The following is a 21,652-nucleotide window of genomic DNA, read 5'->3' on the forward strand; positions in this document are numbered from 1 at the left end:
TCGCGGGCCGGACCCCAGCACGCACGAATCAGCGACGGCGCCGATGCCGACGTCAATGCCGATGCCACCGTCGACGCCGGTACCGGTGCCGGTCTCGATGGCGGCGACGAAAGGAGCCGGCGCGTGAGCCTGGCACAACTGCACTACGCCTCCGCCCCGCCGGGACCCGACGGAACGGGAGCCCGGTTCACGGCGGTCACTCCCGGCGTGCCCGATTCGCTGCTCCGGGAGGCCGAGCAGCTCATCGCATACGACCCACCAGACGACGCGCCGCCGCATCCGACGCCCGCCGAACTCTCCACGTTCCCCAGGGCGTTCAGCCACAGCGTGCTCTCCGACGGCAGTCGCCTGCTCGCCAGTACGGTCTGCACGGGGGCCGAACCCGGCGGAGACCGGGCCACCTTCCACGCCCACGCCGTACATCTGCCGGCGGATGCCGCACCACTCGCCGGGCCTCCTCCCATCAGCGCCTGGGACTCACCGCAGTGGGCGGTCGGCACCCCGGTCGGCGGTGCGCCCGCGCCGCTTCTGCGGCTCCCGGAGTCACGGAACTTCGACCGGCGTGAGCTGGTCGCGTTCGCCGCGTCCCGTTCGCCCTGGCTCCCGGGGTTCTTCGCCGCCCTGCGCCCGTCGGCCGGGGAGCGGACCGCGCCGCAACTCGTCCTGGTCGAGCGGGACAGCGCCGACGTGGCACGGTGGATCGCGCTGGCCAGTACCGTACTGCCGCCCGAGGACGCCCACCGGCTGACCTTCACCACCTATACGCGGCAACCGCGGCTCGCCCGGCAGCAGATCATCGGGGTGCTGCCCGCCGACGCGCGGGGGCTGACCGGCCAGGACCACCGCTACCGCGTGCTCGACTGCACCGTCGGCCCGCCCGCCCCGCCGTTCGCGCCCGCCACATCGGTCCCACCATCAGCACCGGTCGCGGACGCCTGGGCCGAGATCGCCGTACATGTCTGGCTCGGCAGGGCTCCCGAGCTGTTCGCGGAGGCGGCCACACTGCCCGGCGGCCGTTTCGCCCCCGGCCCGCTCGCCGTCGCCGCGCTGTGTTCGGGGATATCCCCGGGTGCGAACGGCCGTACGGCGGCGGCCACCTGGGTCTCCGAGCACGCGAACACGCTGGACGGCCAACGGCTTCACCGGGTCGTCGATGCCCTGAGCACCGCCGCCGAGGACCGGACTCCGGCCGAAACGGCGGCTCTGGCACGCCTGTTCACGGCACTGGACGGGAGGGCTCCGGCGACCACGACCGCTCCGCTCGGGGTCCTCGTACTGACCGAAGCCGTCAGGGCTCCGGGTTCCGGACTCGACCTGTCCGATCTGCGCCTCTCCTCGCTCCCCGACGACCTCAGGCGGCGCCTCGCCACCGAGCTGGCCCCCGAACTCCGCGCGGGCATCGACGGATTCACCGGCGCTGCTGACTCCGCTGACGCGACGGACGGGGCGGACGGGGCGGACGGGGCGGACAGCGGGGCGGACACGGAATCAGACACCGAGCCGGACACCGCATCGGACACCTCCCGGCCCGTGGAACTGCTGCGCCTGGCCGAGCTCCTCGGCGTGGACTGTACGGACCTGCTGCCCGGCCTCACCCGCCGGCTGTCCCGCGCCCTCATCTCCGATCCGGAGGCGGCCTGCACCCCGGCCGTACGGGCCGCGCTGGACGAACACTTCGATCTGCGCACCCTCCTGCTCAGCGAACTCGACGGTCTCGCCGCCGACGACCCGCCCGCCGCCGTCCGGCTGATCGGCCGAACGGCCCTTCCAGTCACGGGAGTTCAGTCCCTGCCGCATCTGCGGATGTGCGCTCGGGCAGCCGATTCGTCATCGCCCGACGCCGACCGCGTCGCCGTCCTGCGCTCCCTGCTGCGCGCCTGCGGCGTCTCTCCGTTCGCCGATCCGCTCGTACTGCGTACCGCGGTCCGGCTCGTGTGGGAAGGCGGCACCCCGACCCCGGGCGAAGCCAGGACGATGCTCGCGGAGACCGGCTCGGACGCCCACCGTACGGCGGGCACCTGGCCCGCACTCGTACACGCCGCGCTCGAAGGGCCGGGCGACAGTCCCGACTCCCCTGATCTCGCCCATGATCTGCTGCGCAGCTTTCCCGGCGAACTGGAACCGCGGGTACGGGGCGCCCTGCTGCTCCTCGAATTCGCCGGGGACCTGCGGGACGGCCGGGCCGCGGCCGGCTGGACGGACCGGGCGCTGGCCCTGCGCGCCGGCGCGGAGCCGGTGGAACCGGGCGTACTGGCCCAGGCGTTCGGGACGGTCGCGCACCATCTGCTCTCCGAGCAGCGGCCGGAGGGAGAGCTGTACGCCCTGGTGCACAGCGGCGACCCGGACCTCACCACGGCCTATCTCGCGGTCGCCCACGAGGACGGGGTACGGGACCGGCTGCGCACCGTCCCCGCGTTCATGGCCGACTGCTTCACCACCTGGACCGCGCTCCCCGGAGCGAACCAGACCTGGGACCGGACCCGTACGACCCTGCTCGACAAGGTGCTGCGTCCCGTCGTACGTACGCTGCCCGCCGATGACATCGCCGCCGTCGAGCGGTGCCTGGAGCGTACGGGGAGCCGCAAGGCCGACGAATTCCGGGCCTGGAACCGGCCGGGGGCCCTGAGCCGGCTCGGCCTGCGCTTCGGCGGCCGAGGCCGGGGCCGCACCCCCGCCGCGGAGCAACCGCCGCCCGCCGCGGAAGGTACGAGCGCCGACGCAACGGAAGAAGCGCGACCGGACGGCCACCGCACCTGAGCGCGATCGCCGCCGGTCACCGCCCGCGAACCCGCCACCGAACCCACTGCCCAATCCGTCGTCGGTGATCGCCGCCGGTCACCGACGCGGGCGGCTCAGCTCTCGTCCGGCGCCAGCCGCAGCGAGATGCTGTTGATGCAGTACCGCTGGTCCGTCGGGGTCGGGTAGCCCTCGCCCTCGAAGACATGGCCCAGGTGCGAGCCGCAGCGTGCGCAGCGCACCTCGACCCGGACCATCCCGTGCGAGCGGTCCTCGATCAGCTCCACCGCGTCCGTGTCCTTCGGGTCGTAGAAGGACGGCCAGCCGCAGTGCGATTCGAATTTCGTGTCGGACCGGAAGAGATCGGCGCCGCACGCGCGGCAGGAGTAGACGCCGGTCGTCTTCGTGTCCGTGTACTCGCCGACGAAGGCGGGCTCGGTGCCGGCCTTGCGGAGCACCTGGTACTCCGCCTCGGACAGCTCCGCGCGCCACTGCTCGTCCGGCTTCTCTATGTCGTAGGACATGCGCTCTCCCTCAGTCAGTCACAGGCAGTCACCCAACGAGCCACGGGTGCTCAGTCACGGGCTCAGCCGTTCAGGTGGGCCAGGATCTCCGGACCGAGGTCCGTGACGTCGCCCGCGCCCATGGTGAGAACAAGATCGCCGGGTCCCGCCATTCCCGCGACGGCCCCGGGGACCGCGCCCTTGTCGTGAATCGCCGTGACCGTGGCACCGGCCGCCTCCGCCGCGTCGGTGATCAGAGCGCTGGTGACACCGGGGATCGGGTCCTCGCGGGCCGGATAGATGTCGAGGACGAGCGACGCGTCGGCGAGGGCGAGGGCCTGGCCCATCTCCGTGGACAGTTCCTGCGTACGGGAGAAGAGGTGCGGCTGGAAGACGACCAGCAGCCGGGAGCCGGGAGCCGCCGCGGCGCGCATCGCCTCCAGGTCGGCGGCCATCTCGGTGGGGTGGTGCGCGTACGAGTCGATGACCTGCACACCCGCGGCCTCGCCTTTGAGCTGGAGACGGCGCTTGACGCCGGTGTACTTGCCGAGGGCCGAGGCCAGGTTGTGGGCCGGGATACCGAGGGCGACGCCCGCGGCGAGGGCGGCCACCGCGTTGTGGGCGTAGTGGCGGCCGGGGACGGAGACGGTGAAGGTGAGGTACTTCCCGTTCAGGATGACCGTGACCTCGCTGGTCAGACCGCGCGCGGTGACCTTGTGGACGCGGACGTCGGCGGTCTCGGCCTCGCCGTACGTGACGATCTTGAGCGGGGACGAGCTCTCGCGCGTGCCCCCGCCCGAGGCGTGTGCGTCCTCGCCCGTGTCGTGGGTGTCCTCAGCCGAGGCGCGTGCGTCCTCGCCCGTGGACAGCTCGCGCACCCGCGAGGCCAGCTCGACGGCGCCCGGCTGGTCGGCGGCGATCACCAGCGTGCCGCCGGGGACGATCTTGCCGGTGAAGGTCTCGAAGGACTCGTAGATCTCGTCCATCGAGGCGTAGTTGGCGTGGTGGTCCAGCTCGACGTTGAGGACGATCGCGACCTCGGGGTCGTACTTCTGGAAGCTGCGGTCGCTCTCGTCCGCCTCGGCGACGAAGATCTCCCCTTCGCCGTGCCGGGCGTTCGTGCCGGGTCCGGCGAGGTCGCCGCCGATCGCGTACGAGGGGTCCAGGCCCAGCTCGGTGAGGGCGACGGCCAGCATCGATGTCGTGGTCGTCTTGCCGTGGGTGCCCGCGACGGCGATCGACCGCAGGCCCCCCATCAGCGAGGCGAGCGCGTCGGAGCGGTGCACCACCGGCACGGACAGTTCCGCGGCCCGCGCCAGCTCGGGGTTGTCGGCCCGGATGGCGCTGGAGACGACCACGCACGACGCGTCGTCCGCGAGGTGCCCCGCGGCGTGACCGATGTGCACGGTGGCCCCCAGCGCCCGCAGCGCCTGCGCCGTCTCCGACTCCTTCGCGTCACTGCCCGCGACCTTGGCCCCGCGCTGGGCGAGGATCTTGGCGATACCCGACATTCCTGCGCCGCCGATACCGATGAAGTGCGGCCGTTCGAGGGCTGCGGGGATACCGGGTGCCGGTGCCATACGTGACTCTCCAAGGTGCGGCGGGCGCGGCCCCAGGTGCGAGCGGGGGCACTGCGCGAGGTGTACGCGTCTCGGACGCGTCGTGTCTCGTACGCGTCGTATACGCGCCGCCCCAGACTATTCGTTGTGCGCGAAGAGTTTGAGCACCGGTACGCCGACCTTGTGACGGGCCCGGGAGGCCCAGTCCCGGTGGAAGAACTCCTCCACGTAGTGGGGTTCGGTCAGCACGATCACCTCATCGGCCCCCGAATCGTCGACGACCACCTTCAGATGGTCCAGCGGGTGTTCCTCGACCACATGACCCGTGGCCTCGGACCCGTGGGCGCGCAACGCGGCCAGCGAGTGTTCGAGCGCCAGTTCGGCCGGCTGTCTGGCCTGGAGGCCCTCCGGCTCGTCTCCCTCCCTGGTGGCGTCCCTCAGCTCGCCGATCGCGACGTCGTCGATGGCGCGCAGCAGCACATCCGCCTGGTCGCCGCGGGGCTGCATGAGGACGACGAAGGACACCGTCTCGTCGCCGTGAAGGGTGGTGACGAACTCCACGTCCTCGGGCGTCAGCGGCTTCTCGATCATCAATACGCTTGTGAACACGACGGGCGCCCTTCGTCTTCATGGACCCCTCGGCCCACTGCGGAAACCATCCTTCCCCGTGCCCGCACGGGGTCTGCGAGATAAGTCTGCCCACCGGACGCTAACCGGAACGACAAATTCCACCGATTGTCAGATGTGACGGTATCGGGTGAAAAGAAAGCCGTCCTCCTCCAGCAGCGATGCCAGGGCAAACCGTTCGGGTACGGCGAGAGCCGGCCCGCCCGCGATGCGCTGCGCGTACCCGGAAGTAAGCGTGGGAGACATGGTCAGGCACAGTTCGTCCAGCACTCCCGCCGCCACGAACTGTCCGAGCAGCCGGGGCCCGCCCTCAGTGAGCAGCCGGACGAGACCGCGGTCCGCCAGGGCCCGTACGGCACGGGCGGGGTCCACGCCCGGACCGTCCCCGGCGATCACCACCTCGGCGCCCGCCTTCTCCGCGGCGAGGATCCGTTCCGGGGACGCGGCGGCCCCCGTCAGTACGAGCGTGGGAACGAGGGGGCTGGTGAACAGCGGCAGCGAGAAGTCCAGCTCCAGGCTCGCGCTGACCACGGCGATCACCGGCGCGGGGCCCTGACCGGCGGCGGCCCGCCGCCCGGCGAAGGCGTCCCGGGCGCGGGCCGGCCGGTAACCCTCCTGGCGTACCGTCTCCGCCCCCACCACCACCGCGTCGGCGAGCCCCCGCAGGGTGCCGAAGATCCGCATGTCCGCCGGGGAGGAGATGGCCTGGGAGCGGCCTTCGTGGTGGGCGGCGCCGTCCAGGGTGGAGACCATGTTGGCCCGCAGCCAGAGCGGGTCGGCCGGGCGTCGGTCACGGCCCGTGTGGCCGGAATCATCCCCTGCCCCCGTCCCCACCGCTGTCCGCGTACCCGACGCCGTGACAGTGGCCGCCGTCGGGTACGCGTAGGCGTCGGCCAGCTCGTCGAGCGTCCATTCATGGTCCGCGGCGGAGACTGTCTGATCGGTCACAGGGAACAGGCGTCGCATGTCGAGCAGTCTGGCACGGCGCATAGAGTGAAGAGTTGTGTCGTACTCCACCACCGCTTCCGGCCATTCTCCGCTCACCGGCGCGGCCCCGCTCTCCCTCTGCGCACGTGAGCCGCGCGTCCCCGCCGACCGGCTGGTCGCGGAGATGGTGCCGCCGCCGCGTTTCGATTCCGTACGTTTCGATACGTACGTCCCCGACCCGAACCAGCCGAGCCAGCCCGAGGCCGTCACGGTCCTGAGTGAATTCGCCGCGGGACTGGGCGGGGCGCACGCGGCGCGGAACGGGAAGGGCCAGGGGCCGGGGCAGGCCAAAAAGCGCTGGTTCGCCAGAAAGCCGCAGGCGCCCACCGGCCCGCGCGGGGTCTATCTCGACGGCGGGTACGGCGTCGGCAAGACGCACCTGCTGGCGTCCCTGTGGCACGCCACCCCCGCCGTGCCGGAGCTGAAAGCGTTCGGCACGTTCGTGGAGCTGACGAATCTGGTCGGTGCGCTGGGCTTCCAGCAGACCGTGCAGACGCTCAGCGGCCACCGGCTCCTCTGCATCGACGAATTCGAACTGGACGACCCGGGCGACACCGTCCTGGTGTCCAGCCTGCTCGGCAGGCTGGTCGACGCGGGCGTCGCACTGGCCGCGACCTCCAACACCCTGCCGGGCAAGCTCGGCGAGGGCCGGTTCGCCGCCGCCGACTTCCTGCGGGAGATCCAGGGCCTGTCGGCACAGTTCCGGCCCCTGCGTATCGACGGCGAGGACTACCGCCACCGCGGACTGCCCGAGGCTCCTCCCCCGTACACCGACGAGCAGGTGACCAAGGCCGCGTACGCCACCGAGGGCGCCAGCCTGGACGACTTCCCCGGCCTGCTCGACCACCTCGCCACGGTCCACCCGAGCCGGTACGGGGCGCTCACGGACGGACTGCGGGCCGTCTGCCTCACGGATGTCTCGCCGGTGCCCAACCAGTCGACGGCGCTGCGGCTCGTCGTCCTCGCGGACCGGCTGTACGACCGGGAGGTTCCGGTGCTCGCCTCCGGCCTGCCCTTCGACCGGCTGTTCGGTGAAGAGATGTTGAACGGCGGCTACCGCAAAAAGTACTTCCGTGCCATCTCCCGTCTGACCGCACTGGCGAGGGACGCGAAGGGGCTGGTCACCCAGTAGGTTGGGGGCTTTGGGGGCGGCAACCCTTCAGGGGCGGCGGTCCCCCGTGACCATCCTTGACCATCGGAAGGAACCACCATGGCTACTGTTCGCACCGCTCACACGGTCTGGGAAGGCGAGCTGATCAAGGGCTCGGGCACCGTCTCTTTCGACTCCTCGGGCATCTCCGACCAGGCGGTCTCCTGGCCGTCCCGCGCAGAGGAGGCGAACGGCAAGACCAGCCCGGAAGAGCTGATCGCGGCCGCCCATTCCAGCTGCTTCTCGATGGCTCTCTCGCACGGCCTGACCGGCGCCGGTACGCCGCCGACCAAGCTGGAGACCAAGGCCGATGTCACGTTCCAGCCGGGCGAGGGCATCACCGGCATCCACCTCACGGTGAAGGGTGAGGTCCCGGGTCTGGACGCCGAGGCGTTCCAGGCCGCGGCCGCCGACGCCAAGGCGAACTGCCCGGTCAGCCAGGCGCTGACGGGGACGACCATCACGCTGAGCGCCGAGCTCGCCTGACTCGGACCGCATCACGGTTCGCGTTGGATTCGCTTCGGGTCCGAACCTGGTTCGGACCCGAAGCGAATCAGCCGTCCGGCGGATCGTCGGAAGCAGCCGTACCACGCGACACCCGAGGCTGGCGGTGACTCGCATGGTTCACGTGTCCGACACCACGTGATACACACATGCGGGTCACATCTCCTGTCCGCCAGCAGGGAGTTGCCTCATGTCCGCAACACGACGTCAGATCCTCGCCCGTACCGGAGCGACCGCCGCGGGTATCGCCTTCAGCGGTGCCGTATCGGAGCTCTTCACCGGCTCCGCGGTCGCTCAGGGACTGGGCCACAGCGGCTACGGTCCGCTCGTGCCCGACCCGGACGGTCTGCTCGATCTTCCCAAGGGATTCCGCTACAAGGTCCTGTCCAGAGAGGGCGACCAGCTCCGCTCCGGCGAGGGCAAGGTACCCAGCAACCACGACGGCATGGCCGCCTTCGCCGGCCGTCGCGGCCGTGTCCACCTCGTACGCAACCACGAGAACCGCCCCACCGCCTCGATCTCCGTGCCGACAGTCTCCGGCATCACGTACGACCCGATGGGCAAGGGCGGCTGTACGGCGCTCGAACTGGACGGCCGCAACAACGTCCTCGCCGAACACGTCGCCATCGCCGGCACCGCCGTCAACTGCGCGGGCGGGCCCACGCCTTGGGGCACCTGGCTCACCTGCGAGGAGACCGAGGACCGGGCCGGCACCAACGGCTACACCAAGGACCATGGCTTCATCTTCGAGGTCGACGGCGCCGATCCGCGCCGCACCGGAGCCGTACCGCTGACCGCCATGGGCCGCTTCCAGCACGAGGCCATCGCGATCGACCCCGGCAGCGGCACGGTCTACGAGACGGAGGACGCGTTCGACAAACCGTTCGGGCTCTTCTACCGCTTCCTGCCGGAGAAGCCGCGCGGCGGAATCGGTTCGCTGCGCGCGGGCGGCGCCCTGGAGGCCATGCGGGTGCCGGGGGTACCGGACCTCTCGGCCGTGCAGGAGACGGGCGCGAGCTTCGACGGGGTCGAGTGGGTCCCCGTACCCGACCCGCTGGCGAAGGAGACCCCCATCCGCCTCCAGGACTTCGGCCCCCGGGGCATCACCCACGCGCAGAAGCTGGAGGGCTGCTACTGGGGCGGCCGCTCGGTCTATTTCGTGTCCAGCTTCGCGCACCGCTCTGAGGGCTCGGCCGCGACCCACTTCGGGCAGGTGTGGAAGTACGAGCCGCACCGGCGCCGGCTCACGCTCGTGATCGTCTTCGGCCCGGACACGGACATCCAGCTGCCGGGCGAGTCCCCCGACAACATCTGCCTCGCGCCCAGCGGCGGCCTGATGGTGTGCGAGGACGGCGGGGGCGCCCAGCATGTGTACGGGGTGACGCGGCAGGGCGAGGTGTACGCGATGGCGCGCGGCGCGCAGAACGTCGGCACGCCGGAGGTTCCGGAGTGGGGCGAATTCGCCGGGGTCACCTTCTCGCCGGACGGCGACACGATGTACATGAACTGCTACCGGCCGGGGACGACCTTCGCCGTGACCGGCCCCTGGCGCTCATAGCCGTACCGGCCCGACGTCCGCGGCCGCTGCTCCACCAGCGGTCGCGGACCGCGTCGATCCGACGCAACCTCGGAAGGAACTGACCGGAAGGGGTGCGCAGTGGCCAAGAAGGTGGCGAAGAAGCCGGAGAAGAAGGACAAGAAGCGGAAGCAGCCGCCACCGGCTCTCCGCGAGCTGCTGCGCATCCCCGAGGCCGACGCCGTCGACCTCTCCTCGTACGACTCCCGGGCCACCCCGGGCGGCCCCAAGGACAAGGCGACGGCACTCGCGGCCACCACCCGGCTGGCGGAACATCTCACCGGCGCCCAGGAACGCCTGTACGCGTCCAGCACGGCGGGCGACACCCGCCGGATCCTCCTGGTCCTCCAGGGCATGGACACCAGCGGCAAGGGCGGCACGGTCAAGCATGTGATCGGCCACCTCAACCCCGCCGGCTGCCGGGTCAGGGCGTTCAAGACCCCGACCCCGGAGGAGCGGAGACACCCGTTCCTGTGGCGCGTCAGACGGGCACTCCCGGACTCCGGCGAGATCGGCATCTTCGACCGCTCGCACTACGAGGACGTCCTGGTCGCCCGTGTCCGCGAACTGGTACCGAGGCGCGACCTCGGCCGCCGCTACGGGCAGATCAACCGCTTCGAGCAGGGGCTCGTCGATGGCGGCGTGACGATCGTGAAGGTGTTCCTCCACATCGGCTACGAGGAACAGCGCGCCCGCCTCCTGGCCCGCCTCGACAACCCGGACAAGCACTGGAAGTTCAGCCCGTCCGACATCGACGACCGTGCCCTGTGGCCCGACTACCAGGAGGCGTACGAGCTCGCCCTGCACCGCTGCTCGTCGGCCGCGGCACCCTGGTACCTGGTCCCGGCGGACCGTAAGTGGTACCGCAACTGGGCGATCAGCACGCTGCTGCTGGAGCATCTGGAAGCGCTCGACCCGAGGTATCCGCAGGCCGGCTTCGACGTCGAGGAAGCCCGTCAGCGACTCCTGGCGATGCCCTGACTCTGGGCCGGGGAGACGTTCTGACCCCGCTCCAGGCCATGCCCGGAACTCCTCCTGACCCCGCTCCGGGCCATGCCCTGACCCCGCTCCGGTGGCTTCGGCTCGCGGGCGAGCGCCGTACACCCATTCCGGACAGATCATCATATATTTTCCGTGAATGATCACATTCGCGCGTGCGCTCGCCACTGTCGTCGTCCTGGGTGTCGCCCTCGCCGGGTGCGGTGGCAGCGCCGACAAGCCCGTGACCCCCGGGTCGCCCGCCTCTCCTCAGTCCGCCTCCCCCGGAGCCGCCGCAGTGAAGGGGCCCCCGACCCTGGCTCCCGCTCCCGGCGGGCTGACGCCTGTCTTCAAGCGCGGCGGCCCGGCCGCAGGGAAGACCGTGGCACTCACCTTCGACGCCGACATGACGGCCGATCAGGGGCCACGAGCGGCGCGTGGCGAACGCTTCGACAATCCCTCGCTGATCGCTCTGCTGCGACGGCTCGAAATCCCGTCGACGGTCTTCATGACCGGACGGTGGGCCGAGGAGTACCCGACCCAGGCGAACGCGATCGGCAACGACCCCCTCTTCGAGATCGCCAACCACTCCTACAGCCACTACGCGTTCACCGCGGACTGCTACGGGCTGCCGAGGGTCGGCGGCGAGCAGATGAACGCCGACGTACAGCGTGCCTTCACCGCGTTCCGTGAGGCGGGGGCGACGAATGTGGTGCCGTACTTCCGCTTCCCCGGAGGCTGTTACGACAAGGCGTCGCTGCGGGCCCTCGCCCCGGCCAAGGTGACAGCGGTGCAGTGGGACGTCGTCAGCGGCGACGCCTTCGCCACGGACGCCGAAGCCGTCGCCGAGCAGGTGCTCAAGGATGTGAAGCCGGGCTCACTGGTGGTGATGCACTGCACGCGCAGCGCGGCGCCGGTGACGGAGGAGGCCGTGCAGCTGATCGTTCCCGAGCTGCGGAAGCGTGGCTACCGCTTCGTCAAGGTCTCCGAGCTGATGAAGCACTGAGCGTGAGCGGCGAGCGTACTCACCGTCGCGTCTCAGCCTCGCCGCACGGCCACCGCGCAGGCCGTCGCCGCCGCCACCGCCGCCGCCAGGGCCGCCGCGACGAACGGCAGGGCCGGTATGTGGACCGCACCTGTCAGCGAACCGGTCACCAGTCCGCTGATCGCGTACTTCGCCGGTGACCCGCCGACGACCAGAGCCGCCAGGGCCACCACCGCGTTCACCGCGATCGACCAGCCCCGGCGGCGCAGCAGCGGCCTGCTGCACAGCGCGCCGACCGCCAGGCCGAGCAGCAGGCAGACGGCGGCGGCGAGCAGTCCCGCCGTCCCGGCCGGGAGCAGGGGCACTTCCACGGTGTGGTCGGCGTTCAGCGGCTCACTGATCACCAGGACGATCAGCGTGCCGACCGCCGCGAGTACGACCGCGAAGACGGTCGCGGCCAGCAGAGCGGCGAGGTGGGCCCGGTGAGTCCCGGTCGCGGCCGCGGTGACGGCACGCGCGGCGGCCGGTTCCTGCGTGACACAGATCCGGACCAGCCAGGCGGTGACGGGCAGCAGCGCGGCTGCCGCGTAGCCGAGCGCGTCCAGGACCGGCTGTCCCGCCTGCACCCCGACCGCGAGGTATGTCCCGTACAGAATGATCGGCGGCAGCCAGCGCTGAGAATGCAGCAGCAGGGAGATCTGATAGCGCAGCAGGGCCGTCATGAGGAGGGGCGCCTCGTCGTCGTGTCTGAGCTTGCGGAGGTGGTGGAGGTGGCGGAGGAAAGGGGCTTGTCGGTGGCTCCGCGAGCGGCGGGATCGGAAGGCTCGGCGGCCTCACCGTGCTCTGCGGGCTCGACTTGCTCAGCGAGCTCGACTTGCTCTACGGGCTCAGAAGACCCCGCGGCCTCCGCGGACTCGGTGAATCCCACCTCCCTGATGTGCCAGGGCGGACGCGCCGTCAGCAACGCCCGCAGCAGCGTGTCGGAGTGCACCGCCGGTGCCGTGAGCAGTACGGAGCCGTCCTCCGGACCCGTCTCGTACGCCGGTGAGCCCGGCAGCCCGTCGGGCGGCGCGGCCCCCTTCGGGCCCTCGGCCACGATCCGTACCCTCGGACCCCGCACGGCCACGGTGGCGCGGCTGTCCCGCGTACCGTCCGCGCGCTCACCGGAGTCCGTACGGCGCACCAGGCCGGACTCCGCCACCACGTACACCTCGTCCTCGACGCCCGCCAGCCGCCGCGGGTCGTGGTCGACGAACACGACCGAGCCGCCCGCCGCGACGCGCTCGGCGACCGCCCGGTCCAGTTCCTCGCGGGCCGAGGCGTCGAGCCCGGTCCAGGCCTCGTCGAGCACCAGCAACTCCGGCTCGGCGAGCAGCGCCTGGGCGACCGCGACCTTCTGGCTGGTCCCCTTGGACAGCTCGGACATCTCCGTATAGGCGTGTTCCGCCGCCCCGAACCGTTCGAGCCACTCGTCGGCACCGGCCTCCGCGGCCTCGCGCCCCAGCCCGTGGATCCGGCCCAGATGGACCAGATAACCGGTGGCCGTGAAGGGCAGGGAGACCGGGAAGCGCTCGGGGACGTACGCCGTGCGGGCACCACCGGTGACGCGCCCCTCCGTGGGCGCTTCGATGCCCGCGAGTAACCGCAACAGGGTTGATTTCCCACTGCCGTTGGCGCCCTCGACGCGGACCAGGGCGCGCGCGGGCAGATCGAGATCGATCCCGCGCAGCACCCACGGTCCGCGGAGGCCGTAACGGCGGCCCACGCTCTGGAGTTTCATCACCACATGATCTCAGTACGGTTCTACGCCCGGGTCGGTTCAGCACCCGGGTCAAATGGGCTTCCGGGGCAGTTCGGCGCCCGGGGCGGTTCGGTTACCCGGAGGTTCGGTTACGCGGAGGCCTTCTGCGGAGTGGCCTCGCTCGGCCGGACGATCACGAAGCCCTCCCCCTGGAGCATGAGTTGGACGGCCTCGCCCGAACCCCCTCGGATCATCGAGCCGACGGACTGTGAGCGGTGCAGCGAGGTGCTGAGGTGCGCGCTCCACCCGACGAGCGCGTCCGTGTCGACGTACACCGGCGCCTGCCCGCTGACGGGGATGACGATGGGGGTGCCCTCACAGATGACGCCGAGCTTCCCTTGCCCGGTGAAGACGCTGTTGAAGAGGCCGCCACCGGTCATTCCGGCGCCCTTCACCGTCTTGATCTCGTACGAGAGGGTCGCGTCGAAGCAGAGCACGTTGCGGCCGTTGATCGTGAGCGCGTCGCCCTGCTCTATGTCGACGATGAAGCAGTTGGCGGCCTCGTGCGCGAACCAGGCCTCGCCCTGCCCCTTGACGGCCATCAGCGGCAGCCCCTCTCCCGTGACGGCCCGCTTGAGCATGCCGCCGATGCCCTGGCCCTTGCGCTCGAACTGGAGGCCGCCGCGGTAGGCGACCATGGATCCCTGCCGTGCGTACATCTCGCCGTTCACGGCGTACTTGATCGATTTGGTGTTCTGCAGGGTCATGCCGGGGACGGTCGCCGCCTGCGCCATGTGTTCCGTGGAGAAAAGATCGCTCTTCATGCCGTGCATCGTCGCCCGGAGGCCTGCCTTCCGCCAAGAAAGGTTCGGCCAAGAAAACGAGACGGTACGGCTGGCAGACTGGAGCCGTGAGCAGCGACACCAGCGATACGAACGAGACGAAGCGCCCTGACCGCGCGGACGACGGCGGCAGCCCTGACAGCGCCTCCCGGCCCTTGCGGCACGAGCAGGCCTCCCGCGACGCCGCTCGGCAGTACGTACTGCCGCTGGTGGTCCGGATCGAGAAGGCCTCCCCTCCCGCCCGTACCGACGCCCTGGAGACCGCGGCCCGCGCGGTGCTCGTCATGCTCTCCGACGAACGGTCGCTGGGCGAGGGCGAGTGGGCCCAGGCCATGCGCGACTGGCAGGACGCCCAGATCCGCAAGGTCGTACGGCGGGCGCGTGGCGCGGAGTGGCGCCGCGCCACGGCGCTCCCGGGCCTCACGGTCACCGGACCCGCAACCGCAACCGCAACCGCAACCGCAACCGCAACCGCAACCAGCGACAGCGAACCCGCCACAGACGCGGAACCGGCACCGGCACCGGCACAGACGTCGGTACCGCCCGCCGAGGTACGCGTCTTTCCACCCGTCCCGCTCGACGGCTGGCCCAAGGATCTGGCCAAGCTCCAGGTCTCGGGCACCGATCTGGCCGACCCCGAACCACCGCCCGCACCGGACCCGGCCCACCCCGTCCTGTGGCTGAACCCCGAGCTGGACATGTCGGCGGGCAAAACCATGGCCCAGGTCGGCCACGGCGCCCAACTCGCCTGGTGGGAACTGTCGGAGACCGACCGCAAGGCCTGGCGCGAGGCCGGATTCCCACTCGCCGTACGCACGGCCGACGCCCACCGCTGGCGCGAACTCACGGCCGGCGGCCTGCCGGTGGTCCACGACGCCGGCTTCACGGAGATCGCTCCCGGGGAGACCGTCGCGGTCGAAGGGGGCACCGGCTTCTGCCCTCTCCCGCGCGAACGACGGCCGTAGGCGGGCGACTTCCGGCGCCCGGCGCGGAAGCGACGGGGGCGTGCAGGTGCCTCGGCACTCAGTGGTTGCCGTGTGCCCACTGCGCGGCCCGGACCGTTCCTTCCTGGATGTCCTGCCGAGGCAGTTGAAGGCCGAGCGCGGTGTCCAGAGCGTGGAAGTACAGTTCGAACTCGCCGGTCAGTTCGGGGTGGTCCAGCTCGGCGCGGCGCAGGGCCTGGTTGAGGAAGTCGAGCTGACCGCCCCGGTAGTAGGGGGCGCGGCCCCGCTTGTACCCGATCAGTTCCAGGGTCCCCCAGTCGTCGTCGATGCGGTGGCCGTCACGCGTGTGGTCGAAGGTGTACATGCCCCTTGCCGGGAACGCGCCCAGCCGCACGGTTTCTGTGACTCCGAGCCGGGAGAGAGCCGTACTGTCGCCCCGGGTTCCGGGGGGTGTCTCGTGGTACATCAGAAACGCCCAGTCGCCCGCCTGCCCGAAGCAGAAGGTCTTCCAGACTGTTTCCCAGTAGTCGCGGGCGGTGCCGTCCATGCTGCGCAGGTCGGACAGACGTGTCCCGGTGGCGGTCTGCTCGGGGTCGGCTCCATGAAGCACGGCGATCTGTTCGGCGCTGATGCCGTCGCCGCGGAAGAAGGCAAGGTGGGTGTAGGGGTCCTGCTCATGCCAGGTGCCGGCGATCCAGGCGAAGCGTTCCAACGGGTCATGTCCGCACGGCTGTGCCGTCTCTGTACCGTCCATGCCACCGCTGCGGAATCTTCTTCCCCACGCGGGGTTGATCTCGTGCAGCATCTCGGCCTGCCCGGTGACCACGTTGGTGACCGGGCCGTGGCCGAGGGAGCGGGCCGCAATGTGCTCGGCGAGACGGTGGACGACTTCTTCGGCGGCGAAGTACAGCACCTGGTCGAGGTCTTGGGTGGCGAAGACCTCCCGGTAACGGCTGAGGTTGCCGCGCACGGTGCCGTCGTCTTCCAGGACCAATAAGAGGCCACCGGTGAGGCCCGCGCGCTGTTCGTACTGGTCGGGTGATGTGCCGATGGGCGGGAGCATGGCATCGTCGAGCAGGTCGGAGCGTCCGGCCATCTGGTGCCATGCCTGTTTGAGTGCGTGCTCGGTTATACGCATGGGCGTGATTATGTGGCGAGGCACTGACTTGGCCTGGCCGAAGTGCCCAGGCGTTGGCCGGCATCTGCTCGCTCGCGGTTCAGGCGGGCGCAGCGCTCGTCCGGTCATGGGTGAACCTCCGGACCGGGACGATCGGGTTCCGTCGGATGAGGGTGATGCCGTACCCGACGATCCAGACGACCCACAGCAGCCAGCCGACGAGGCCGAGGAGGCCCATGGCCCCGCCGTTGTCGATGACCCAGTGGGCGAGGGTGGCCGAACTGAACTGCAGTACGGCGGCGAGCAGCCCCAAGCAGGTGTGCCAGGGCCGGGTCAGACCGGTGCGCAGGCCGCCGACGGACAGGCCGAGGAGGGCAAGCGCCAGAAAGGTTCCGTTGAGGGTGAAGACCGCATCGTGCAGCGCCCACAATCCCGCGGTCGCGGAGGGGTCGTGCGGGGCTGTCGAGGTCAGCGCGAGGCGGATCGCGACGACCCCGGCGAAGGTGACGTTCTGAAGGACCAGGCCGGCGAGTCCGAGCAGCGACCAAGCCTCGCCTCGGCCGTGCTCGGACCGCCGTAACGCGACGAACGCTCCCGCGCCGAACAAGGTGGCCAGGATCCAGGCACCGGGTGCGAGCGCGCTTCCGATGCCGACGGCGGTGCCTTGCGTGGAGAAGAACTCGGTGACCTCACCGGCCTCCGCGCCGGTGAGGGGCATACCGGCGGGCACCATGATCACGTTACCGAGGGTGATCATGGCGGCGAAGCCGATGGCGGCCATGCCGCCGAGCCGGGAGAAACCGCTGGTGGTCAACTTGACTTGGTGTGACATATATTCATTATAAGCAGCGTAAAATCGGGAAGGTCAAGGCATGAACGAGGAGCAGGGCCGACGTCGCTACGACTCACTGCGCCGGACGACACAGGCGCTGGAGACCCGGGCCGGGATCGCCGACGCCGCGCGCCGGCTCTTCGACGCCCGGGGCTGGGCGGGCACGACCGTCCGAGATGTGGCGCGCGAGGCGGGGGTCTCCGTGCCCACCGTCTACGCGACGTACGGCAACAAGACCGGACTGACCCGGGCCGTGGCCGATTCGGCCGACCTGTCCGCCGACGCGCCGCAGATGCTCGCGGAACTGGAGGCCGCGGCGGCGGACCCCCGGCGCCAGCTGAGGGCGATGGCCGGCTATGACCGGCGGCTGTTCGAGCGTGCGGGCGACGTCATCACGCTGATCCGCGAAGCGGGCCGCAGCGAACCCGAGCTCGCCACGGCTTACCGTGACGGTCGCGAGCGGGGCGACGAAACCCGGGTTCAGGTCTTCGCGTCCTGGCCGGCCGGCACCCTTCGCCCCGGCCTGGATCTGCCGACGGCCGTCGACATCTACGCGGCCATCTGCACCATCGACGTCTACACCACACTCACCACCGAACGTGGCTGGCTGCCCGGTCGCGTTGAGGAGTGGTGGGGGCAGACACTGGTCCGCGAGCTCTTGAGTTAGCCGGCTGTCCGGCCTCGACGGGGGCCGTCTCTCCGGCGCAGCCGTCACGACAGAGCCGCCAGAACTGCTGAGGTCCACCGTCAGTTGATCATCCGTCGCCGGGGAGCTGAACGCTCCGGCTCCGTCGTACGTATCTCCCCGTGCCGCCAAGTAAGTTGAACGGCCCTTCGGTCAGCGGTTGATTCAGCGGTGTCACAATTCGGTTCGGGAGGCAGCACATTGTTGCGACGCATCAACGGTACGGCGCTCATCATCGCGGCATTGGCCGTCACAGTCGGGGCGCTGGCCTTCCCCGTCTGGTCCTACGCCGACCGTTCCGGTACGGGCCAGGCCAACCTCAACGCCTCCTCGGTGGCGACGCAGTGGGGCCCGCTCTCCGCGACCGACCGGGACTTCCTGGTCAAGGTGCGGCTGGCCGGACTCTGGGAGCTGCCGGCCGGGCAGCAGGCCATCGAACGGGCCCCCACCAAGGCCATCAAGGACTGCGGTGACCACCTTGTCGTCGGCCATACCGACCTCGACAAGCGGGCCCGTAACGTGGCGGCGAAGCTCGGTGTCCAGCTGCCGAACCAGCCGAACGAACAGCAGCAGGGCTGGCTCAGGGAGCTCTCGGCGGCCAGCGGCCAGGAGTACGAGAGGAAGTTCGCCAATCTGCTGCGCAACGCGCACGGCAAGGTCTTCGCCCTGATCGCCCAGGTACGTCACACCACCCGGAACACGCTCATCCGGCAGCTGGCCTCGGACACCAACCAGACCGTGCTGGACCACATCACGATGCTCGAGGCCACCGGCATGGTCGACTTCGACGGTCTCGCCAACGAAGCCGCGGGCGGCGCGACGGCCAGCCCGACCGGTCCGCCGCCGCCCAACGGCAACCTGCCGCCCGCGCCGAAGGCCGTCGAGCCGACCGGTAACGGGAACTTCACCTCCGAGCCCTCCACCCAGCCGGGCGCCCCGACGGCGGTCAACACCAACCGGCCGGACCCGGAGACCACATAGGGCCGGTCGCGGACACTCCGCGGTCCCGGGAGACTCCCGGGACCGCGACTCCGACAGCTCAGAACACACAGCTCAGAAAAACACAGCTCAAGCTCGATGGAACCTCAAATCAAGCTCTGAACGTCTCCCTCTGCGGATTCACCGGCGCCTGTCGGGGTCATGACCCCAAGCACCACGACGTGACAGGCGCCGAGGAGACCGTAGAGGGGGAGCCTTGAACGACACGCCACAGCTGGGGATCGGCATCGGCTGGCGGCCGGAGATCGCCGACGCGGTCGAAGCGCTGCCCGGGATCGACTGGGTCGAAGCCGTCGCGGAGAACCTCTGCCCCGGCCACCTGCCCGATTCCCTCCTGCGCCTCGGCGAGCGCGGTGTCACCGTCGTCCCGCACGGGGTCTCGCTCGGCCTCGGCGGCGCGGACCGCCCGGACGCACAGCGCCTGAGGGACCTCTCCGAGCGAGCCGAGGCCCTCGGGTCACCACTGGTCACCGAGCACATCGCATTCGTACGGGCCGGTGGCGCGCTCACCGGGTCGCCCGTACTGGAAGCCGGTCACCTGCTCCCTGTCCCGCGAACCTGGGACGCGCTGCGCGTGCTCTGCGAGAACGTACGGATCGCCCAGGACTCCCTGCCCGTGCCGCTCGCCGTGGAGAACATCGCCGCGCTGATCTCCTGGCCCGACGAGGAGATGAGCGAGGGACAGTTCCTCGCGGAGCTGGTCGAGCGCACCGGCGTCCGGCTGCTGATCGACGTCGCCAATTTGCACACCAATCACGTGAACCGCGGCGAGGACCCGGCGAAGGCCCTGGACGAACTGCCGGTCGAGGCCATCGCGTACGTCCATGTCGCGGGCGGCATCGAGCGCGACGGCGTCTGGCACGACACCCACGCCCACCCGGTCACACGGCCCGTACTCGATGTGCTGACGGAGCTGCGCTCGCGGGTCGCCCCGCCGGGCGTACTGCTGGAGCGCGACGACGACTTCCCGCCGGCGGCGGAGCTCGCGGGTGAACTGGCCGTGATCCGCGAGACGATCACGGCCACCGCGGGACGGGCCACCGCGGCTCCCGGGCCGACGCCCGGCGCCGAGCCGAACACCGGAACGGAGACCGGGGTGGTGACAGAGCCCGCGACCGTGACCGGAATCACCGACGCCGCCCGCGAGCGTCTTGCCCTCGCCGAGACCGCCCTTCTCTCCGCCCTGGTCGCCGGCGCACCCGTACCGCCGGGATTCGACTCCAGGCGCCTGGCCGTACAGAGCCGTGCCCTCGCCGCCAAGCGCGCCGACGTGATCGCCAAGGTGGCACCGGAACTGCCGGAGATCCTCGGCGACGGATACCGCCCGGCGTTCCTCGCGTACGCCGCGCACCGTCCCATGAGTGCCGGATACCGGCGCGACGCGCTCGACTTCGCCGAGCATCTGCTGATCGACGGGCGGCCCGAGCGATCCGCGGCCCGTCGTCGGCTGACGCTCTGGTGGGAGGAGCGCGCCGGAGCGCGTCCGCCCCGCCGGGCGACCCGCCTCGTCCGAGTGGCGCGCGCGGCGCTGGGCAGGAGGTGACGCATGACGCTCGCTCTCGTTCTGCTGGTCCATCTGGGCGTCGCGGTCTCGACCGTCCTGCTGCTGGTCTCCGTGAGGCAGTTGCGCAGCCGGGGCTCGGGCAGTGCCATCCATGACGCGATGGAGGCCGCGTTCCTCGGTGGCGGTCCGGGCCGGGTCGCGGACGCCGCGATCGCCGGGATGCACGCGGACGGACGGCTGACCGTCGGCGGGCCGGGCATCGTCGCCGTGCAGCGGGCGGTCGCCCACCACCCGGTGGAACAGCTGGTGCTCCAGGAGCATGCCGCGGCGCCCAATGGCGCCCTGCACGCGCTGCGTCTCGCGGTGATGCGGGGCTGGGCCGTCCAGCAGGTGGGCGACGTTCTCGCGGCCCGTGGGCTGCTGGTGGCACCGGCCGAGTGCCGTACGGTGCGCAAATGGGGCGTCATCCAGGCGGCGGTCTGCTTCATCTCCCTGCCGGTGGCGGTCCTCCTGTCCATCGTGGTCGCCATCGGCAGCCCTCCCGGCGGCAGCGGCCCGCTCGCCTTCTCTGTTCTGCCGATCCTGTTCGTGGGCGGACTCTTCGGCGCGAACTGCGCGTCGGCCGCGCGGCATCGCGTCACCCACGGCGGACGGCGGGCGCTGCTGAACTTCCAGGCCGGAGTTCCGTCCGGAGCCTCGCTGCCGGCGGGTCAGCCGCCGTTGACGCAGCCCTCGGTCGCCCAGCTGGTCGCGGCGCACGGTCTCGCGGGAATACCGGACCCCTTGCTGCGGGAGCAGTTGCGGGTGGCCGCGCGGCTGCGGCCGGGGCGGGACTACGTACCGGCACCGCACACGGCCGCCGCGGCGGTGGCGTGGTGCTCCGGCGCGCAGCCCGGTTCCGGTACGGGGTGCGGCGGGGCCGGGTCGGGATGCGGCGCCGGCTCCTGCGGAGGCGGAGGAGGAAGCGGGGGAGGTTCGGCCGGCGGCAGCGGCTGTGGGGGAAGCAGTGGCAGCAGCTGCGGGGGGAGCAGTGGCAGCAGCTGCGGCGGGGGCGGTGGCGGAGGAGGAAGCAGTTGTGGCGGCGGAGGCGGGGGTTCCTGAACACCCGCCCGCGGGGGTTCCTGAACACCCGCCCGCCGGAGGGGCGTTGGCCCAGGTGACGCTCCGCCGGGGAAGCCGCCCGTACGACCCGCCGTAACGCCCCGCTGTCAGGTTCCGCCCCGCCGGCGGCCCCACCTGCACAGTCCGTCCCGTCCCGCACCCCCGGAGGCCCTCCCGGGTGGCCGCACGGCGCACCGGGGTCATTGCCCTCGACACCGCGCACAAGTCCTTGCGAAGCCCTGCCCCTCTGCCGACCCTTCGGCGTGCGGTTGACCCCCAGCC

The 21,652-nt window shown here is 70.9% G+C and carries 20 protein-coding genes; 11 read left to right on the top strand and 9 right to left on the bottom strand.

Annotated features, from left to right (window positions below; genetic code table 11):
• The first annotated feature begins 123 nt into the window (after positions 1-123).
• Entirely contained in the window at positions 124-2,757 is a 2,634-nt protein-coding gene (locus tag ACIQD6_RS19110) for a GTPase-associated protein 1-related protein (RefSeq protein WP_401883995.1), read from the top strand.
• 95 nt (positions 2,758-2,852) lie between these two features.
• Here ACIQD6_RS19110 and msrB read toward each other — a convergent pair whose 3' ends face one another.
• From msrB to ACIQD6_RS19130, 4 genes are all read right to left on the bottom strand, one after another.
• Positions 2,853-3,260: a peptide-methionine (R)-S-oxide reductase MsrB gene (msrB, locus tag ACIQD6_RS19115; protein ID WP_401883997.1), complete on the bottom strand. Its 408-nt coding sequence runs from the start codon at positions 3,258-3,260 to the stop codon at positions 2,853-2,855.
• Between the two features lie 62 nt (positions 3,261-3,322).
• The gene (gene murC / locus ACIQD6_RS19120) at positions 3,323-4,819 is read right to left on the bottom strand and encodes a UDP-N-acetylmuramate--L-alanine ligase (protein WP_401883999.1); all 1,497 of its coding nucleotides are present in this window, start codon (positions 4,817-4,819) and stop codon (positions 3,323-3,325) included.
• Positions 4,820-4,936: 117 nt separating this feature from the next.
• Positions 4,937-5,407 (bottom strand): indole-3-glycerol phosphate synthase, encoded by a 471-nt coding sequence (locus tag ACIQD6_RS19125; protein ID WP_401884001.1) that lies wholly within the window; start codon positions 5,405-5,407, stop codon positions 4,937-4,939.
• A 129-nt stretch (positions 5,408-5,536) separates the two neighbouring features.
• On the bottom strand, positions 5,537-6,415 hold the full coding sequence (locus tag ACIQD6_RS19130; RefSeq protein ID WP_401884003.1) for a pyrimidine reductase family protein: 879 nt from the start codon (positions 6,413-6,415) through the stop codon (positions 5,537-5,539).
• Positions 6,416-6,428: 13 nt separating this feature from the next.
• Here ACIQD6_RS19130 and zapE point away from each other — a divergent pair, with 13 nt between their 5' ends.
• The 5 genes from zapE (at position 6,429) to ACIQD6_RS19155 (ending at position 11,626) form a co-directional block, all read left to right on the top strand.
• The gene (gene zapE / locus ACIQD6_RS19135; RefSeq protein ID WP_401884005.1) at positions 6,429-7,544 is read left to right on the top strand and encodes a cell division protein ZapE; all 1,116 of its coding nucleotides are present in this window, start codon (positions 6,429-6,431) and stop codon (positions 7,542-7,544) included.
• Positions 7,545-7,622: 78 nt separating this feature from the next.
• Entirely contained in the window at positions 7,623-8,048 is a 426-nt protein-coding gene (locus tag ACIQD6_RS19140) for an OsmC family peroxiredoxin (RefSeq protein WP_401884007.1), read from the top strand.
• Between the two features lie 208 nt (positions 8,049-8,256).
• Complete coding sequence (locus ACIQD6_RS19145) at positions 8,257-9,624, top strand: alkaline phosphatase PhoX (RefSeq protein WP_401884009.1); 1,368 nt, start codon at positions 8,257-8,259, stop codon at positions 9,622-9,624.
• A gap of 99 nt (positions 9,625-9,723) precedes the next feature.
• Entirely contained in the window at positions 9,724-10,623 is a 900-nt protein-coding gene (locus ACIQD6_RS19150; protein WP_401884011.1) for a PPK2 family polyphosphate kinase, read from the top strand.
• A gap of 157 nt (positions 10,624-10,780) precedes the next feature.
• Positions 10,781-11,626, top strand: coding sequence for a polysaccharide deacetylase family protein (locus ACIQD6_RS19155; protein WP_401884013.1), 846 nt, complete (start codon positions 10,781-10,783; stop codon positions 11,624-11,626).
• 32 nt (positions 11,627-11,658) lie between these two features.
• Here ACIQD6_RS19155 and ACIQD6_RS19160 read toward each other — a convergent pair whose 3' ends face one another.
• The 3 genes from ACIQD6_RS19160 to ACIQD6_RS19170 all read right to left on the bottom strand — a co-directional run bounded on the left by ACIQD6_RS19160 (position 11,659) and on the right by ACIQD6_RS19170 (position 14,170).
• Positions 11,659-12,327 (bottom strand): ABC transporter, encoded by a 669-nt coding sequence (locus tag ACIQD6_RS19160; RefSeq protein WP_401884014.1) that lies wholly within the window; start codon positions 12,325-12,327, stop codon positions 11,659-11,661.
• Positions 12,324-13,385 (bottom strand): ATP-binding cassette domain-containing protein, encoded by a 1,062-nt coding sequence (locus tag ACIQD6_RS19165; protein ID WP_401884016.1) that lies wholly within the window; start codon positions 13,383-13,385, stop codon positions 12,324-12,326. The genes ACIQD6_RS19160 and ACIQD6_RS19165 overlap by 4 nt, the downstream gene beginning before the upstream one ends.
• A 110-nt stretch (positions 13,386-13,495) precedes the next feature.
• Positions 13,496-14,170, bottom strand: a complete 675-nt coding sequence (locus ACIQD6_RS19170; protein WP_401884017.1) for an AIM24 family protein — start codon at positions 14,168-14,170, stop codon at positions 13,496-13,498.
• Between the two features lie 173 nt (positions 14,171-14,343).
• Between ACIQD6_RS19170 and ACIQD6_RS19175 the strand changes: the two genes are divergently transcribed.
• Positions 14,344-15,153 (top strand): peptidyl-tRNA hydrolase, encoded by an 810-nt coding sequence (locus ACIQD6_RS19175; RefSeq protein ID WP_401884433.1) that lies wholly within the window; start codon positions 14,344-14,346, stop codon positions 15,151-15,153.
• Between the two features lie 58 nt (positions 15,154-15,211).
• Here ACIQD6_RS19175 and ACIQD6_RS19180 read toward each other — a convergent pair whose 3' ends face one another.
• On the bottom strand, positions 15,212-16,270 hold the full coding sequence (locus tag ACIQD6_RS19180) for a hypothetical protein (protein ID WP_401884018.1): 1,059 nt from the start codon (positions 16,268-16,270) through the stop codon (positions 15,212-15,214).
• Between the two features lie 79 nt (positions 16,271-16,349).
• The gene (locus ACIQD6_RS19185) at positions 16,350-17,081 is read right to left on the bottom strand and encodes a 2-oxoglutarate/malate transporter (protein WP_401884020.1); all 732 of its coding nucleotides are present in this window, start codon (positions 17,079-17,081) and stop codon (positions 16,350-16,352) included.
• Between the two features lie 40 nt (positions 17,082-17,121).
• Between ACIQD6_RS19185 and ACIQD6_RS19190 the strand changes: the two genes are divergently transcribed.
• The 4 genes from ACIQD6_RS19190 to ACIQD6_RS19205 all read left to right on the top strand — a co-directional run bounded on the left by ACIQD6_RS19190 (position 17,122) and on the right by ACIQD6_RS19205 (position 21,370).
• A complete protein-coding gene (locus ACIQD6_RS19190; RefSeq protein WP_401884022.1) occupies positions 17,122-17,748 on the top strand; it encodes a TetR/AcrR family transcriptional regulator in 627 nt (208 codons plus the stop codon).
• A 222-nt stretch (positions 17,749-17,970) separates the two neighbouring features.
• Entirely contained in the window at positions 17,971-18,747 is a 777-nt protein-coding gene (locus tag ACIQD6_RS19195; RefSeq protein WP_401884024.1) for a DUF4142 domain-containing protein, read from the top strand.
• A 214-nt stretch (positions 18,748-18,961) separates the two neighbouring features.
• Complete coding sequence (locus tag ACIQD6_RS19200; RefSeq protein WP_401884026.1) at positions 18,962-20,308, top strand: DUF692 domain-containing protein; 1,347 nt, start codon at positions 18,962-18,964, stop codon at positions 20,306-20,308.
• 3 nt (positions 20,309-20,311) lie between these two features.
• On the top strand, positions 20,312-21,370 hold the full coding sequence (locus ACIQD6_RS19205; RefSeq protein WP_401884028.1) for a TIGR04222 domain-containing membrane protein: 1,059 nt from the start codon (positions 20,312-20,314) through the stop codon (positions 21,368-21,370).
• The last annotated feature ends 282 nt before the right edge of the window (positions 21,371-21,652 follow it).

The sequence above is a fragment of the Streptomyces sp. NPDC088400 genome (genome assembly GCF_044753355.1).
In the GTDB taxonomy this organism is placed as follows: domain Bacteria; phylum Actinomycetota; class Actinomycetes; order Streptomycetales; family Streptomycetaceae; genus Streptomyces.